13 protein-coding genes are annotated in these 15,972 nt (G+C 48.0%); 12 read left to right on the top strand and 1 reads right to left on the bottom strand.

All coding sequences use genetic code 11. The features are described from left to right. Window positions 1-340 precede the first annotated feature (340 nt). From KI362_RS22285 to KI362_RS22245, 9 genes are all read left to right on the top strand, one after another. Window positions 341-2,599 carry an excinuclease ABC subunit UvrA gene (locus KI362_RS22285; RefSeq protein WP_301630592.1) on the top strand — a complete coding sequence of 753 codons (2,259 nt, stop codon included), beginning with the start codon at window positions 341-343 and terminating at the stop codon, window positions 2,597-2,599. A 236-nt stretch (window positions 2,600-2,835) separates the two neighbouring features. Then, window positions 2,836-3,849 carry a stalk domain-containing protein gene (locus KI362_RS22280; RefSeq protein WP_301630591.1) on the top strand — a complete coding sequence of 338 codons (1,014 nt, stop codon included), beginning with the start codon at window positions 2,836-2,838 and terminating at the stop codon, window positions 3,847-3,849. Window positions 3,850-4,140: 291 nt separating this feature from the next. Next, a complete protein-coding gene (locus KI362_RS22275; protein WP_301630590.1) occupies window positions 4,141-5,448 on the top strand; it encodes a right-handed parallel beta-helix repeat-containing protein in 1,308 nt (435 codons plus the stop codon). Continuing rightward, window positions 5,445-6,035 (top strand): nitrous oxide reductase accessory protein NosL, encoded by a 591-nt coding sequence (locus tag KI362_RS22270; RefSeq protein ID WP_301630589.1) that lies wholly within the window; start codon window positions 5,445-5,447, stop codon window positions 6,033-6,035. Before KI362_RS22275 ends, KI362_RS22270 begins: the two co-directional genes overlap by 4 nt. Further along, the gene (locus KI362_RS22265; RefSeq protein WP_301630588.1) at window positions 6,035-6,862 is read left to right on the top strand and encodes an ABC transporter permease; all 828 of its coding nucleotides are present in this window, start codon (window positions 6,035-6,037) and stop codon (window positions 6,860-6,862) included. The genes KI362_RS22270 and KI362_RS22265 overlap by 1 nt, the downstream gene beginning before the upstream one ends. After that, window positions 6,855-7,601: an ABC transporter ATP-binding protein gene (locus KI362_RS22260; RefSeq protein WP_301630587.1), complete on the top strand. Its 747-nt coding sequence runs from the start codon at window positions 6,855-6,857 to the stop codon at window positions 7,599-7,601. The genes KI362_RS22265 and KI362_RS22260 overlap by 8 nt, the downstream gene beginning before the upstream one ends. Next, on the top strand, window positions 7,598-8,140 hold the full coding sequence (locus KI362_RS22255; RefSeq protein WP_301630586.1) for a TlpA family protein disulfide reductase: 543 nt from the start codon (window positions 7,598-7,600) through the stop codon (window positions 8,138-8,140). Before KI362_RS22260 ends, KI362_RS22255 begins: the two co-directional genes overlap by 4 nt. Before the next feature lie 78 nt (window positions 8,141-8,218). Continuing rightward, window positions 8,219-9,058, top strand: a complete 840-nt coding sequence (locus KI362_RS22250) for a sensor histidine kinase (protein WP_301630585.1) — start codon at window positions 8,219-8,221, stop codon at window positions 9,056-9,058. After that, on the top strand, window positions 9,055-9,714 hold the full coding sequence (locus KI362_RS22245) for a response regulator (protein ID WP_301630584.1): 660 nt from the start codon (window positions 9,055-9,057) through the stop codon (window positions 9,712-9,714). Before KI362_RS22250 ends, KI362_RS22245 begins: the two co-directional genes overlap by 4 nt. Before the next feature lie 78 nt (window positions 9,715-9,792). Here the strand turns inward: KI362_RS22245 and fabF are convergent, their stop codons facing one another. Then, window positions 9,793-11,028, bottom strand: coding sequence for a beta-ketoacyl-ACP synthase II (fabF, locus tag KI362_RS22240; protein WP_301630583.1), 1,236 nt, complete (start codon window positions 11,026-11,028; stop codon window positions 9,793-9,795). Window positions 11,029-11,152: 124 nt separating this feature from the next. On the opposite strand from fabF, the gene KI362_RS22235 reads away from it, so the two are divergent. The 3 genes from KI362_RS22235 to KI362_RS22225 form a co-directional block, all read left to right on the top strand. Continuing rightward, on the top strand, window positions 11,153-11,992 hold the full coding sequence (locus KI362_RS22235; protein WP_044478619.1) for a helix-turn-helix transcriptional regulator: 840 nt from the start codon (window positions 11,153-11,155) through the stop codon (window positions 11,990-11,992). Window positions 11,993-13,355: 1,363 nt separating this feature from the next. Continuing rightward, window positions 13,356-15,773 carry an RNA polymerase recycling motor HelD gene (helD, locus tag KI362_RS22230; protein WP_301630582.1) on the top strand — a complete coding sequence of 806 codons (2,418 nt, stop codon included), beginning with the start codon at window positions 13,356-13,358 and terminating at the stop codon, window positions 15,771-15,773. A 19-nt stretch (window positions 15,774-15,792) separates the two neighbouring features. Then, the coding region (locus tag KI362_RS22225) for a hypothetical protein (protein WP_301630581.1) at window positions 15,793-15,972 on the top strand (180 nt) is incomplete at its 3' end.

The following is a 15,972-nucleotide window of genomic DNA, read 5'->3' as shown; positions in this document are numbered from 1 at the left end:
ATTTGGTAATATTAAAATCTGATAATATTAAAACTATGATCAGAGGAGCTAAATGAATTTATATAAGTTGAACTAGAAAAATACACAGAAAGGGCATAAGAGTGAAGTGTGCTGAAGTAAAAGCTTTCTGAAAGGAAGCTACTTCGGGAGCATATGCTCGTAAGCGTTCGCCTTTGTGAGTGGATTTCTACCTTATAATAACTTAGTTCAATTAGAGAAATCCGCGAACAACAGCGATCGTAAGCACACTTCACACGTTGCCCCAGTGTACAATCCTTGGTTCAACTTATATAGATTAGATTTAGACTCATTCAGTATTCTAATAATTGGAGGGACGTCAGTGACGAGAGAATCTAATCTGGAGTACATCGTTATTTCAGGCGCACGGGAAAACAATTTAAGAAATGTATCTTTAAAAATTCCCAAGCGGAAAATTACTATTTTCACCGGCGTATCCGGTTCCGGCAAGTCATCCATCGTGTTCGATACGATAGCTGCGGAATCCACTCGGCTGCTCAATGAAAACTTCAGCATGTTCGTGCGGAACTTTCTGCCCCGTGTACCCCAGCCGGATACAGATGGCATCGAGAATCTGAGCATGTCGGTAATTGTGGATCAGAAGCGTCTGGGCGGAGGATCCCATTCCACGATGGGAACGATTACCGATATCTCTCCCATTCTGCGGCTGCTATTCTCTCGTACGGGCCGGCCTCAGATCGGGCAAGCTTATATGTTCTCGTTCAATGATCCGCAAGGGATGTGCCCCGAGTGCAACGGGCTTGGGCGCAGGCTGGGCGTTGAGCTCAGCAAGGCTCTGGATATGTCCAAATCGCTTAGACAAGGAGCCATCCAGCTTCCGGATTATAAAGTGGACGGTTGGGAATGGAACATGATCGTACAATCCGGAGAGTTCGACCTCGACAAGAAGCTAAGCGATTATTCCGAACAAGAGCTTGAGGAATTACTCTATGCTAAGGCTCGAAAGGTGGAGATGGATTTCGCCGGAAAGGCCATGAATATAACCGTTGAGGGCGTGATAGAGAAATTCACTAACAAGTACATCAGGCAGGATTTAAAAACGAAGTCCGAGCGCACGCAGCGGGCAGTGGCCCCGTTTATTTCGGAAGGGTCTTGCTCCGCTTGCCGCGGTGCAAGACTTAGTCAGGCTGCTTTAAGCTGCAGAATTAACGGATTTAACATTGCCGAAATGTCGTCAATGGAGGTGGGCCAGCTAATTCGGGTTATTCATGAGATTGATGACCCGGTCGCCGCCCCGATCGTCAAAGCATTAACGGAACGGCTTCAGCACCTAGTGGATATTGGTTTGGAGTATTTGACGCTGAACCGGGAGACGGATACCTTATCCGGCGGCGAGTCGCAGCGCGTCAAGATGGTGAAGCATTTGAGCGGGAGCTTGGTGGATGTCACTTATATTTTCGATGAGCCGAGTGTCGGCTTGCATCCGCGTGATGTCCACCGGTTAAATGAGCTGCTTCAGAAGCTGCGTGATAAAGGCAACACCGTTATTGTCGTCGAGCATGACCCCGATGTGATCAAGGTCGCGGATCATATTGTCGATGTGGGCCCTCATGCAGGCAGCCGCGGCGGCACGATCGTATATGAAGGCAGCTACGAGGGTTTGTTAGAGACGGATACACTGACGGGAACGCATATGAAGCGGCCGCTGCAACTGAAGCAGGATTGCAGGCATCCGTCCGGCAAGCTGTCTATCAAGAATGCTACACTGCATAATCTTAGAGATGTAAGTGTAGATATTCCAACAGGCATATTAACTGTGGTTACAGGTGTAGCCGGGTCGGGTAAAAGCACACTGATCAACGAAATATTCCTCAGCCAGCATACGGATGCGATCGTCATTGACCAGTCAGCAATCGGAGTATCAACACGCTCCAACCCCGCAACCTATACGGGCATCATGGATGATGTGCGCAAGGCATTTGCGTCGGCGAACAAGGTGAATCAAGGTTTGTTCAGCTTTAATTCCAAGGGAGCCTGTGAGAACTGCCAAGGTCTTGGCGTTGTATATACTGATCTTGCATTCCTCGACAGTGTTAAACTGCCTTGTGAAGTATGTGGAGGCAGACGGTTCAAGGAAGAGGTACTCGAATACAAGTTGGACGGCAAGTCTATTGCTGAAGTATTGGAGATGACGGTAGAGCAGGCCTTGGAGTTTTTCCAATTGAAAGAAGTTGTACGCAAGCTCAAGGCACTGCGCGATGTAGGGCTGAACTATATTAAGCTGGGGCAGCCGCTAAGTTCGCTATCGGGCGGCGAATGCCAACGCATCAAGCTGGCCAGCGAGCTGCACAAGAAGGGCAGCATCTATGTCATGGACGAGCCTACAACGGGCCTCCATATGTCGGATATAGGCCATCTTCTTGAAATCATGAATCGGCTCGTGGATGCAGGTAATACGGTGATTGTCATCGAGCATAACCTTGAGGTGATCAGCCAGGCCGACTGGATCATCGATATGGGGCCGGATGGAGGCAGCAAGGGGGGACAAGTCATCTTTGAAGGCACGCCATCCCTGATTGTATATGCGGAGCAGTCAATAACAGGAAGGTATTTGAAGTAATATCGATTCAACCGGTTCAGCCCTCCAATCGCGGGGGGCTTTTTATGTTATGAAGCGGAGAGAAGTTTTTTGCTTATCCCCAATCACATAACGTGATTCTCGAAGAGATGACCCGAGCCTAAACAAAATTTGACTAACTCCGACAAAGTTAAAACAAATATCACAGACGGAGCAGGGAGTACAGTTCTACGATGGAGGAGATATAGCAACTGAATACATATTATGGGAGGCGCTTTATGAAGAAAAGATTTCGCGTTTCATTAGCTCTTATGCTCTCAGTCATCATGGTCATGCTCGGTGCAATTCCCGCCCTGGCTGCGGAGGTGCCGGCGGACAAGTACACGTATGAGTTATCCGGCGAGCTTGGCTCGCAATCGGATAAGATCGAGCTAGAGGATTACGATGATAATCAGCAGTTCCGTGATCTGCTCGCCGAAGAGAATTACAAAGTTGTACTTGTAAAGGACGGCGCTGAGATTAAATTTACACCGAAGGAAAAGATGCGTGCCATAGTGAACTACTATCTCGTAGATGGAAGCTCCGGCGGTGCGTTGATCTGGACCATTGACGGTTCGGAGGAAATGACAAGTGAAATCGCAGCGAACAAGACGGCTACGGTTCAGCTCTCGAAAAGATATGGCGGCTTTACTGTCGACCTTTACTACGTATTAAGCATTGGCGAAGGGGATCAAGTGTCGAACATCATTTACAAAGTATCCGACGGCTCCTCCTCAACGGCTCCAGCATCCTCAGAGCAAGCTGCTGAGCCTAAGGATTCTCCGGCTGCACCTGCTGAACCAAAGCCGGAAGCAACAGTCAAACCCGTAACTGCAGCCACGGCTACGGTTTCCGTATCCAAGGTTTTGGTAGACGGCAAGCAGGTTGCCTTTGAAGCTTATAGCATCAACAACAACACTTACTTCAAGCTGCGCGATATTGCCATGGCCGTGAACGGAACGGACAAGAGCTTTGAAGTAGGCTGGGATGGCGAGCATAATGCGATTAGCCTGACATCCTTTGAGGCATATACTCCGCAAGGCGGGGAGCTTGCTGTGTCTGCGAAGGCAACGTCCAAGAAGGCCGCATTGTCCACGTCCAAGGTATTCCTTGATGATGAGGAAGTAGCCTTCACTGCCTATACCATTGGCGGCAACAACTACTTCAAGCTTCGTGACCTTGCTGACGCTTTGGGAATCACCATTACCTTTGATCAAAAGACAAATACAATCGGGATTGTTACAGCAGACTAGTTAAATCACCGTTTCTCTTCTTCCTGGAGAGGCTTGTGAGCCGTAAGCCGGCTTGCAGGCCTCTTTATTTTTTCTTCAAGTCACAAAAGGTTCACATTCTTTCTGTGTTCTATGAGAAATATCACTCGTAGGGGCTATTTCGGACAAAATGGGTTTCATTTAAGATACATGTGGAACCCATGCGTATTTGTATTTCTGTAGCTGGAAAGGAGGATAAATATTTCTGGTATATTTCGCAGAAAAAACAAACTGGGAGGATTCGCACTTTTCTTAATCAGCTTCACAGCGTTCTTGTTACCTTGCTTTTCAGATGCAAGAGCGGCTGAGGAGAATGCCGCACTTATTTCTCTTCAAGATCTCGTTGACAAAGCCGGTCCAGGGGAACGAATCGTTCTGCCGGAAGGGACCTATAGGGGACCGGTGCACATTGATAAGAGACTCGTGATTGAGGCCTTGGAACAAGTCGTATTGGTTAACGATCATCCAGCTCCTGCAATATCTATACAAGCAGATGGTGTAGAGATTCAGGGAGTCCGGATTATACAGAAGCAAGGCGGGGATGAGTCAACTGCAGTATCCGTTCAGGCCGACGGAGTCATGCTTAAGGAATTGGAGATTCGTACACGCGGATATGGTATTCAGCTGCGGGATGCTCATGGTGGAGCCTTGAAAGGCAACTATATTGCCTGGGACAGAAGCCAAGGGCCGTCCACGCTGGGGGAAAAGGGGAATGGGATCGATCTGTACAAATCAAGCAACAACCTGATCGAACAGAATGTAATCGTGAATATGAGAGACGGTATCTATCTGGATAACAGCAAGGATCTGATGATCGCGGATAACCGAATATTCGGGTCCCGCTACGGCATTCATTGTATGTATGTCGATGGAACTGAAATTGTGGGAAATATCGGTGAGAATAATATCACCGGCGCAATGATTATGGGTGTTCGAGATGTTATCGTATCTTCAAATTCTTTCGCCGAGCAAAGAAGCAATGTAAACTCCCAAGGGATTTTACTCTATGATGTTCGGGATTCTCTCGTTGAAAAAAATGTACTGGAAGGCAACCGTGTCGGCATTTATCTTGAGCGCTCCCGTCAAAATGAATTGGGTTATAACTCGATCTCCAGAAATTTTGTGGGCATGCAATTCGTGTCTGCTGAAGACAATCTTATTCATTATAACGATTTCGTTGGAAACGTCATTGAGGCAGAAGCGACCAAGAGCGAGTCTAATCAACTCTATCAAAATTTTTGGGATATGGCAGCTCTGCTTGATTTGAACGATGACGGAGTTAGTGAGCTTAGCTATGCGATCAATCCGTTTTACAGGAATTTGATTACGCGGATACCGGCCTTTCAACTTTTCTTTCAATCGCCCGGAATCCATTTTTTAAGCACGATGGCAGAACAGGATCGTCAAGGCTGGACAATAGATCCTTCGCCAGGTATGAAGCTGAATATGCCCCGCATGGACTTGGACGCGGACGCAGACAACAATTCACTGCCTGAAGGCACGTTTTTAACCATTGTGGCATCCATGCTGCTGCTTGTTTCAGGCTTAACTATTATCTATTCCAGGGGGTCAAAGGAATGAAAAAAGGGATTATCGCTATTGGTTTGATGTTGGTAATGATCGCAGTTACGGGCTGCGGAAAGCAAGCGTATCAGCCGCAAGCCATTAATGAGGATGTTGATGTATGCGTAATCTGCAATATGCAGGTCAAGGATGATGCCTATGCTACGCAGATTGTAACGAAGGAGGGCAAGAGCCTCAAATTTGATGATCTTGGCTGCATGAATGAATGGAAGACCCAAAATGGCACCGAGGATATCGGAATGGAGTATGTCCGCGATTATAATGATAAAGAGTGGATCGAATATAAAAAGGCTACTTATGTTTATGACGCTTCGATCCGAACTCCTATGGCTTATGGGCTTGTGAGCTTCAAGGACAAACAATCCGCTGAACAGTTCATTGAGGAGCAGGGTGTCGGGCAATTGCTAAGCTCCGAGGAGCTTGCCAATCATACATGGGAGCAAAGCATGGATATGATGGACATGGATATGCATATGCATGAAGATGGTGAAACCCATGAAGAACCGCATACCCATGAGCAGTCACACACTCATGAAGAGTCACACACTCATGATGAACACAGCGAAGACCAGTCGGGACATTGATGATGTTATCGGATATGCTGCTTGTAGCCAAAAAAGAAATTAGAATCGGCTTTCGGAATCCATGGGCGTACTCCTTTTTAATCCTGTTCACGGTATTTAGCCTGAGCTTGCTATTAATTAATGCCCGGTATGAGGTGAGCGGGTATTCCGGTGTCACCGGTTCGATGTTAAGTTTGATTTTATACTTGCTGCCCTTAATGTCGCTGTTCCTGGGATCTTTCTCATTGACCGCAGAAAAAGAAGAGGGCAGCTGGAATTTGCTTTCCACCTATCCTCTGGGTACGTCCTCCTTTATATTAGGAAAGTACATCGGCTTGTCTGTTGTCTTGTTAACGATTCTATTTTTTGGCTACGGTGTAATGGGACTCGCATCCGGAATGGCTGGACAGAACTTTGAGATCAACACCTATCTGTTATTTTTGTTCTTCTCTTGCGGATTAGTTCTTCTCTTCCTGACACTTGCTCTCTGGATAGGTTCTTTGGCGAAAAATCGTTGGCAAGCCTTGACGGTCTCTGTCATGGTCTGGTTCTTCACCATCATAGCCTGGCCTACCGTGTTAATCGCTGGACTGGGGCTCTTTCCCTATCTGTGGATCAAACCGCTGTTGACGCTTTTCACCCTTTTAAATCCCGCGGAGTTTGTAAGATTATTCGTCGTGATCAAGCTGGGGGGCGGCTCTGTACTTGGTCCGGAATACTATCAATGGGTGAACTGGATTCAAGGATCATCCGGAAGCCTCTTGTTTCTTTTACTCTTCTTTTTCTGGCTTCTTTTTTCCTTAACCTGTGTCTGCTGGATTTGGGAAAGGAGGAGAGCGCGTGTCTGAGCATTTTGTTGCGGCTACGAATTTATACAAGACGATCAAAGGTCAGACGATTGTACAGGATATTTCCTTTCACATGGAAAGAGGAAGTATAGTTGGATTGTGCGGGGGAAATGGAGCCGGGAAGAGTACGGTGCTGCGCATGGTCGCAGGAATTCTGCAGCCCACCTCTGGTGAAATCATGGTTAACGGATTACAGTGGAAGCATGACAGAAAAAGGTTTGCCGGACAAATCGGATACATGCCCGACGATTATCAATTTCCGCAAGGGATGACGGCCAGGGAGATTTTGTTGTTTTGGGCGGGGCTTCGCAAGGTTTCTGAACAAAGAGTTAACGAGGTATTAGCTCTTGTAGGGCTTGAAGATAAGAAAAATAAATCGGTGAGCGCTTTTTCAAAGGGCATGCGTCAGCGCGTTCTCTTTGCTCAATCCATGCTGGCAGAGCCCCAACTGCTCATTATGGATGAGCCCACCAATGGGCTGGATCCTTACTGGATGAAGGAGTTTGTCCAGCTTGTTAAGGGCTTGAGACGCGGAGGACAGAGCGTGATTTTCTCAACACATCAATTGGATATCGCTGAAGAACTGGCGGATGAGGTTATTTTTTTGAATGAAGGAAGAAATTGCGGTGAAGGCTCTGTAACGGAATATCGCCAATTGTTTGGTGACTATCCGCTGCACCGGGCATACCAGCAGATGATGGAATTGGATGCTAGTCAAGAGAAGGAAGCTGAGCAATGAAACTTCATATACGATCAGGACTAACCTGGTTCATCCTATTGATCGCGCTAATCGCTGCGGTTTGGGTAGTCATATCCATAACCCGCCATAATGATGGCCAGCCTGCGATGCAACGATTAAGCATAGGGAGCCACGCTCCGGACTTCGAGGGTGTAAATACGAATGGAGAGAAGATTCGGCTTGCTGATTATTGGGGAAAAGTTGTGGTGATTAACTTTTGGGCGTCCTGGTGCGGTCCTTGCGTGAATGAGATGCCGCTTATTAACGGGGTGTTTCAGGATCATCCAGATGATGTTGCAACCCTGTTCGTCAATGCCGGTGAATCCAAAGGAACCATTATGGAATTCTTAGCCGCGCATCAGTTCGAATTTCCAGTCCTTATCGATGCTGCCGGAAAAATAGCAGGGGCTTATTCCATAACAGGGCTGCCTGCCACCTATATTCTTAATAAAGATGGAGCAATCTCTCAGGCAATCATTGGGGAGATACAGAATAAGCAGCAATTAGACAACGCAATTGAAGATGCCAGAGGGGATTAAATTTATTTAATCCTCTTTTTGTTCAGATTACAGTATAGTTTGATATATACATAGGTTGAAAAAATGGGGGATGTATTCGTGACATATAAACAGATTAAGTGGATGATCTTGTTCGTGCCTACATTAATTGTCGGACTGTGGGAATATGTTCGTCATCAATTTCTTATGCCTTACATCTCCATGGATTTGGGGAACTGGCTTACCCCGGTTCTGGTGTACCTTGTCAGCGTCACCTTACTAAATCAGTTATTCTCTCAACTGGAGAAGATCCAACAGGAGCTTCAGGTTGAACGGGCTCAGAAAGCAGCGCTGGAGGCCCGTGAGCAATTGGCGAAAGAGCTTCATGACGGAATTGCACAGTCGCTTTTTTTGTTATCCGTTAAAGTAGATCGTTTAAAATTCACTCCAGACCAGGAGAGCCATGAGGAAGCCGTATATGCGGTTCGAAAGACGGTTCATGAAGTGAACAGATATGTAAGACAAGCGATTGCCAGCCTTAGATACGCTGCAACTACACAACATGAAGCAGCTATCCTGGAAACCTTGGAAGATAAAGTGAAGCAAATTGCCAATGAAGTCCTGACGCCTATGGAGATTGCCTGGACTCTTCCGGACGACGCCATGAGTCCAAGAGAGAAGGTAGAAATATTAGCGTGCATTCGTGAAGCGGTCGTAAATATTCAGAAGCATGCCCGAGCGACGAAGGGATGGATTGCGGCGGAAGGGAACGAAAAGGCATGGAAAGTGAGCATAAGGGATAATGGGAAAGGATTTCAACCTGACCAAATTGATGCTAAAGACAGCTTCGGATTAAATATTATGAAGACCCGGGCGGAAGAAATGAGTTGGCAGCTTCGCATATTCAATCAGAATGAGCTGACAACGCTTGAAATTAGAAAGAGAGGAGAGGAAGCATGAAGACTCGGGTATTGGTCGTTGACGATAATGCGCATGCTAGAGAAGCGATCTGCGAGATTATCTCAGGAGACGGACAGTTCGAGATTATCGGCGTCGTAACGAACGCCCAGGAAGCGATTGAATTCACCGAGCAATGGATGCCAGACCTGATTTTGATGGACATTCAAATGCCCGACATGGATGGCCTGGAAGCCACACAACGCATCAAGCTGCTGTTTCCGTACGTGAAAATTGTCATGATTACCGTCTCGGACGATATGTTTCATCTTCTGGAAGCCTTAAAGCGCGGAGCTCAAGGCTATCTCCTTAAAAATCTTGCGCCATCCACTTGGCTCAAATATTTGAACGCCATTGTCAATGAAGAAGCTCCGTTAAGCCGTGAGCTCGCTTTTGAGATCCTGAAGGATGTATCTCTTCTGAATAAAAAAGAAGCAGCCGAAGCCGATGCCTTGACGTTGAGAGAGAAGGAAATATTGACTAATGTCGCAGATGGAATGACCAACAAGGAAATTGCCGAGAAATTGGTGATTTCAGAGCATACCGTAAAGAATCATTTGAAAAACATCTTGCAGAAGCTGCAGGTTCAAAACCGGGTTCAGTTAACCCGGTATGCCTTGGAGCAGGGGTTAATCTCGGGAAAAGGGAAGGATTTGTGAAGGGAAATCTAAAGTTGGATTTGCTTTAAGCCTAGGAGTTACCCGGTCGGTTCATCCTAGGCTTAGTCCAGTCTCATATCATTCAAAGGATTTTAATGCGATGACCGCGTTGTGTCCGCCAAAACCGAATGAATTGGACAATCCGATGCTTAATTTTGCTTCGCGGGCTTCGTTAGGCACATAGTCTAAGTCACATTCGGGATCCTTCGTCTCCAGATTCATGGTCGGAGGGATGATGTTTTGTTGAAGGCTTTTTACTAAGGCGACGGCTTCAACCGCACTGGCTGCGCCCAGCAAATGACCGGTCATGGACTTGTTCGCCGTGATCGGGATCCGGTACGCATGGTCTCCAAACAGCTTTTTCATCGCCAAGGTCTCCGATCGGTCACCGAGCTCTGTACTGGTGGCATGAGCACTGATCACATCCACATCCTCGGGAGCGATCCCTGCTTCCTCCATCGCCAACTTCATGGCCAAATATGCGCCATGGCCCTCAGGGTGGGTAGCGACGACATGGTAAGCATCCGAGCTGGCTCCGTAGCCGATAACTTCGGCATAGATTCGGGCATTACGGCTCAAGGCATGTGAGAGGGACTCCAGGATCAGGATTCCCGCTCCTTCTGCGATGACGAACCCGTCTCTCCCGGCATCGAACGGACGGCTGGCCCGAGCTGGATCTTCGTTGCGCGTACTCAAGGCGGTGGCATTGCCGAAGCTTGCCAGGGCTATTTCAGTAACGGCAGCTTCTGCACCTCCGGCAAATACAATATCCGTGCCTCCTGAGCGAATTAACCGGAAGGCCTCTCCAATCGCCGTATTCCCGATAGAGCATGCTGTCACTGGGGAGAAGCTGGCGCCCATAGCACCGTATTTAATGCTGATCATGGCCGCGGCCATATTCGATATCATCATCGGCACTAAGGTCGGGCTTACCCGTTCCGGACCCCGATCACGAATCAATCCCGCTTGATCGAACAGTGTCTGAATGCCTCCAACACCCGACCCGACATACAAGCTCATCCGCTCCTGGTCGATTTGCTCCAGAGACAGGCCCGAATCTTCCCAAGCCTGTTCAGCTGCAGCAAGTGCAAATTGACAGAACCGGTCCATGCGCCGGGCTTCTTTACGCCCAAACAGCTCGTCCGCATCAAAGTCCCGAACTAATCCCGCAATTCGGGATTTATGTCTGGAGGTATCAAAGGTGTCAATCGAGGAAATTCCGGATTCCCCTTTTATTAATCGATTCCAGAAGCTATCTACCGTATTTCCAAGCGGCGTAACCACGCCCATGCCCGTAATCACGACTCTTTCCATAGCGTTGTCCTCCCTTTGAGTAAGTTAAAATCATTGTGATCGATAAGTTATCCTATTACAAGTTATGGTTTATCCTAGTATAATGAATACCATGATATAACCAGTATGGAAGGGAGGCGATCAGATGGACCGTGCAGCCAGACTTCAGGAACTATCCGCTTTTCTAAAGTCCAAACGGGCGAAGATTCTTCCTGAATCGGTAGGTCTCGCTCCTGGCGGCCGCAGAAGAACGCCCGGCTTGCGAAGGGAAGAGGTGGCCCAGCTGGCAGGAGTCAGCACCACCTGGTATACCTGGCTTGAACAGGGAAGGGACATCAGAATGTCTGCTTCAGTTCTGGATTGTATTGCAAATGCGCTGCAGTTGACTGCCGATGAACGAAAATATGTATTTGCCCTGGCGATGGAGTCAGGCTCTGGTGCAGTGCCTTTTCAGGAGGATCGGACCGAAATCAGTCAGCCTCTGAAAAAGATCATGGATGAGCTGCGGTTTTGTCCTACCATCATCACGGACAGGCGTTATTTCATTGTCGGTTGGAATGAGGCGGCAGCCCATGTATTCTTGGACTTTGAGCAGATTCCATTTGAACAGCGCAATTTGATCTCATTACTGTTCACGAGAAAGGAGCTGCAAAGGCTGGCTGTGAACTGGGAGCATTTCGTCAGAGGATTTCTTGCCATCTTTCGCGCATATTACGGACAGTATATGGAGGATGATTGGTACGACCGGTTTCTTGAGGAGATGAAGCAGGTTCACCCCGGATTCGAACAGCTCTGGCAGGAAAGCGAGGTGAAATCGGCGCCGGAAGTATTGATCGAGTTCCGTCATGCAAAGGCAGGGAAGATGCTGTTTCATTTGACGTCCCTGCAGGTGCAAGGCAGTTCGGACTTACGTTGCAGCATCTATACGCCTGCGCCGGATTCTTTGACGGAAAACAAGCTGCAGAAATTAATGGGACAGAAGTAAGGGCAATTAACTGAAGATGAAAGCAAGCAGAACAAATAAAGAGGGTGTCCCATAAGTTATCACTGGGACCCCATTCGGCGCAATCTCCTGCAAGAGTGCAGTAGTATAAACCCGACTAAAGATTGATTCTGCGTTCCGGGGGCAACGTGTGAAGTGTGCTTACGATCGCTGTTGTTCGCGGATTCCTTTGATTAAATAAAATCTGAGATTGAAGGAATCCGCTCACAAAGGCGAACGCTTACGCTTAATGCTTCCGAAGTAGCTTTCTTACAGAAAGCTTGTAACACTTCACACTTATGCCCTTGTTTACGCAGACTCGTTAGTTCGGCTTTATAGTGCTGATTGCACCGCACTCACTCTAAGACGCAAATGCATTCAACAGTAAGTAGACAACACCGTATCATTATTGGGGATACCCCCACTTCAATAAGCCCGCAGAGCAAGGCTATTCCAGTAGATTCAGCAATATACCCACCAAGTACGTATGCCGTACGCCTTGCACCGAGCGCAGCTCCCAGGGCGCGGTGTTTCGCAACATGACAGTGGTCGTTCGTTCGCATGAAAATACGATCATACGTATCTAGTGAAAAAAGTTACCTTAAATTCAGTAGAAATGCTAGAAATGCGGATATAGTGAAATTTTTGTACTTAAAATTGACTAAAACACGGGTTTGGCTAGTTACTGGCGATCTAAGGTAAGTTTTTTCACTAAAAGTGGGTTCGTGCGTCGAATGAAGATTTTAAGGGAAGTAATTTCATTAAATCGCGACCGGATGAGCATGAGCAGAATGAGGTGCTCATATCGTCTTGTAGGGCGATTGAAGTTCGGAGCAAGACCTAGAATGCCAGTGGGACAAGTTAATTTCGGAGAAAAGCTTCAGTACGGATAGGACAGGCAAAGTTTCGGTGTAAGACCAGAACATCGTGAGGCGGAGGCGCAACTTTAGGCTCTGTAGGTCATTGACGTCGTGCAAAAGCAATAGCGCAAGCATCCATTCGCGCTTAGCTCAAGGCTGGCGTGGAGTATCCTGCTTGTATGCCGCAGGGAGGCAAGTTAATAGCAGTGCAGCTATTGCTATGCTGCTTAGGAATAGCAATGTGCAACTGCATATCAGTTAAACAGCAAAGGCGAAGTAGCCAGGGCATAAGTGAGAAGGTAAATGGCTTTAGAGCTGGGTGGCATGGGGGTGATAGAAAAAATATGTTGAACGAAAAATAACGCTATGATAAAATCAATAGCGTGTTGACAATTGAAGTGAAGATGTATTTATTTTTATCCCTACTATAATAGTACATCAATCATTTCGGTTTGTCAATACACTTTCTTACCCCAAAATACGGAAGAGGAGAGTGCTGTATATTTATGGAGTCCAATGAATGGCAGCTGGAGCAGAAACGGCTGGATGAGGTCAGAGACAAGCTGCGGAAAAGGATCGCTAAATTGGAGCCAGAGGTGGCCGGGCTTGGCGATCAGGCGGCAGACATTCGCAAGCGGTTCTGGGAAGAAGTTACGATTAATACAAGTACGGATGAAGACTTCGAGGAGACCTTTCATACGATCAATCAACAGTCCGCGTTATTGGCAGAACGGGAACGGGGACACAGATTACTGCTACAGCAGTGCAGAAATATGAAGCGTCTGCTTCCGTCTCCTTATTTCGGGCGGATTGATTTTCACGAAGACGGGCTTGGCTTCACGGAGCAAATTTATATCGGTGTATCCTCCTTTATTGAAGAAGATGGGCTGAGCTTTTTGATCTATGACTGGCGCACGCCGATCGCGAGCCTGTATTATGACCACTCTCCCGGACGGGCTGCTTATACGACGCCAGGCGGAGTTATTGAAGGAACAATGGAGCTGAAACGGCAGTTCCAGATTCAGAATGGACAAATCCGCAATCTGTTTGACGCGAGTGAAACGATTGGGGATGAGCTGCTTCAGCAAGTGCTAGGCAAAGGCGCAGATTCGCAAATGAAGACCATTGTTGCGACGATCCAGAAGGAGCAGAACGCGATTATCCGCAATGAAAAGAGCCGGATGCTCATCGTGCAGGGCGCTGCCGGAAGCGGCAAGACGTCGGCGGCATTGCAGCGGGTGGCTTATTTGCTGTATAAGCACCGGCAGACCATCAAGGCGGATCAGATCGTGCTTTTTTCGCCCAATCCGATGTTTTCAAGCTACATTTCCACCGTTCTTCCGGAGCTGGGAGAGGAGAATATGCAGCAGGCGACCTTCCAGGAATATCTCGATTACTGGCTGGGCGCTTCTTTGAAGTCTGAGGACCCCTTTGACCAGATGGAATATGTGCTGACAGCGCAAAGCAAAGAAGGATATGAAGCGCGTGTTCAAGGGATCCGCTATAAGGCATCCGAGGATTTCCTGAAGGCGCTGATTCATTATGGCCGATGGCTGGGGCAAGAGGGGATGAAGTTCCACGGGATCCAGCTGCGGGAGCGTGAATTGTTGACGGGAGAGCAAATCCGATCACAATTTTACAGCTATGACCGCAGCCTGCCGCTTCGTAACCGGGTAATTCTGCTGCAGGAATGGCTGTTGAAGGAGCTTTCTGCGTTGGAGCGTCAGGAGCGGGAAGCCTCTTGGGTTGAGGATGAGCTGAATTATCTCGATAAGGAGCAGTATGCCGAGATCTTCGGTATGCTGCATAAGGATCGGGAGGTGCTCGATTTGGCGGAGCAATACGCTACGGTCTACGAAAAGCTGAGCAAAAAGCGGAGGGAAGATGAAGGGGACTTTGACTTCGCCCAGAAGGAGGAAGAACTGCTTCGTATCAAGGTCGCGAAGGAATACTTCATGCCATTAAGAAAAACAGTGAAAAAACTCGGATTCATTGATTTCAAGGGGATTTACGGTCAATTATTCGTTGAGGAACCGGCGTATCTGATGCGAACGAACGGCAGTGCCGTTCCTCCGCTTTGGGATGAAATATGCCGGCAATCCAGAGAGGCGCTGGAGCAGAACTTGCTGCTGTACGAGGATGCCACTCCGTATCTATTCGTCAAGGAGCTGATCGAAGGCTTGCGGACGAATACGGAAATCCGCCATGTGTTTGTGGATGAGGGCCAGGATTATTCGCCGTTTCAATATGAATATCTGAAGAAGCTATTTCCGCGTGCTCGCATGACGGTGTTAGGGGACTTTGGGCAGGCTATCTTTATGCAATCGACCATCCTGGATGCGGAGGACTCGCCACTGATCTCGCTGTTCGGCGAAGCGGATACCGAGCTCATTCGCCTGGTTCGCAGCTACCGTTCTACGAAGGAGATCGTGGAGTTTACAAGAGCAATGCTGCCGGGCGGAGATGAAATTATGCCGTTTGAACGGCATGGATCCAAGCCCCATTTGGCGAAGGTTCATCGTCAGGAAGAACGGGAGCGTCAGATTCGGGCCGACATTGCATTGCTGCAGGCCGAGGGCTTTGATTCGATTGCCGTCATCACGAAGACCGCAGCAGAGAGCAGGGAAGCCTATGAAGCTTTGCGGAGCTATGGAGCCAAGGGGCTTAGGCATGTTACGAAGGAGACGCCTGTCTTTGAAAAAGGCGTCATGGTGATTCCGGTGTATCTGGCTAAGGGCGTCGAATTTGATGCCGTCCTGGTCTACGATGCTTCACCGCAGGCCTACGCCCAGGAGAACGAACGAAAGCTGCTTTATACGGCGTGCACACGAGCGATGCACCGGCTTTATCTTTACACGACTGGGGATTGGTCGCCGTTCGTAGAGATTTTGCCTGCCGGTTTATATGAAGATGTCTCCAGATAAGTGAAACCATCATAAGGCAGTGAATGAAGCAACAGCGGCAGTTTCCTTAGAAACTTGCCGCTGTTGCTTTTATTGTCAAAAGAAAACCATACGCTATGCGTATGGTTCAGGAGAGCTTCCAGCGATGTACCAAAAAAATTCCTCCCGATGTTACAATAAATTTGGTTCGCCAACCGAATTTATCGAACAACAGGAGGAA

Origin of the sequence: Paenibacillus apis, assembly GCF_018333295.1 — a bacterium.
GTDB lineage: Bacteria > Bacillota > Bacilli > Paenibacillales > Paenibacillaceae > Fontibacillus > Fontibacillus antibioticophila.
Note: the sequence above shows the minus strand (reverse complement) of the source record. Positions and strands in the feature narration are given on the sequence as shown.

Bases quoted from the DNA above. Each gene is read 5' to 3' on its own strand.
- KI362_RS22280 (WP_301630591.1), top strand. From the start codon at position 2,836: ATGAAGAAAAGATTTCGCGTTTCATTAGCTCTTATGCTCTCAGTCATC.
- KI362_RS22270 (WP_301630589.1), top strand. From the start codon at position 5,445: ATGAAAAAAGGGATTATCGCTATTGGTTTGATGTTGGTAATGATCGCA.
- KI362_RS22265 (WP_301630588.1), top strand. From the start codon at position 6,035: ATGATGTTATCGGATATGCTGCTTGTAGCCAAAAAAGAAATTAGAATC.
- KI362_RS22255 (WP_301630586.1), top strand. From the start codon at position 7,598: ATGAAACTTCATATACGATCAGGACTAACCTGGTTCATCCTATTGATC.
- KI362_RS22245 (WP_301630584.1), top strand. From the start codon at position 9,055: ATGAAGACTCGGGTATTGGTCGTTGACGATAATGCGCATGCTAGAGAA.
- fabF (WP_301630583.1), bottom strand. From the start codon at position 11,028: ATGGAAAGAGTCGTGATTACGGGCATGGGCGTGGTTACGCCGCTTGGA.
- KI362_RS22235 (WP_044478619.1), top strand. From the start codon at position 11,153: ATGGACCGTGCAGCCAGACTTCAGGAACTATCCGCTTTTCTAAAGTCC.
- helD (WP_301630582.1), top strand. From the start codon at position 13,356: ATGGAGTCCAATGAATGGCAGCTGGAGCAGAAACGGCTGGATGAGGTC.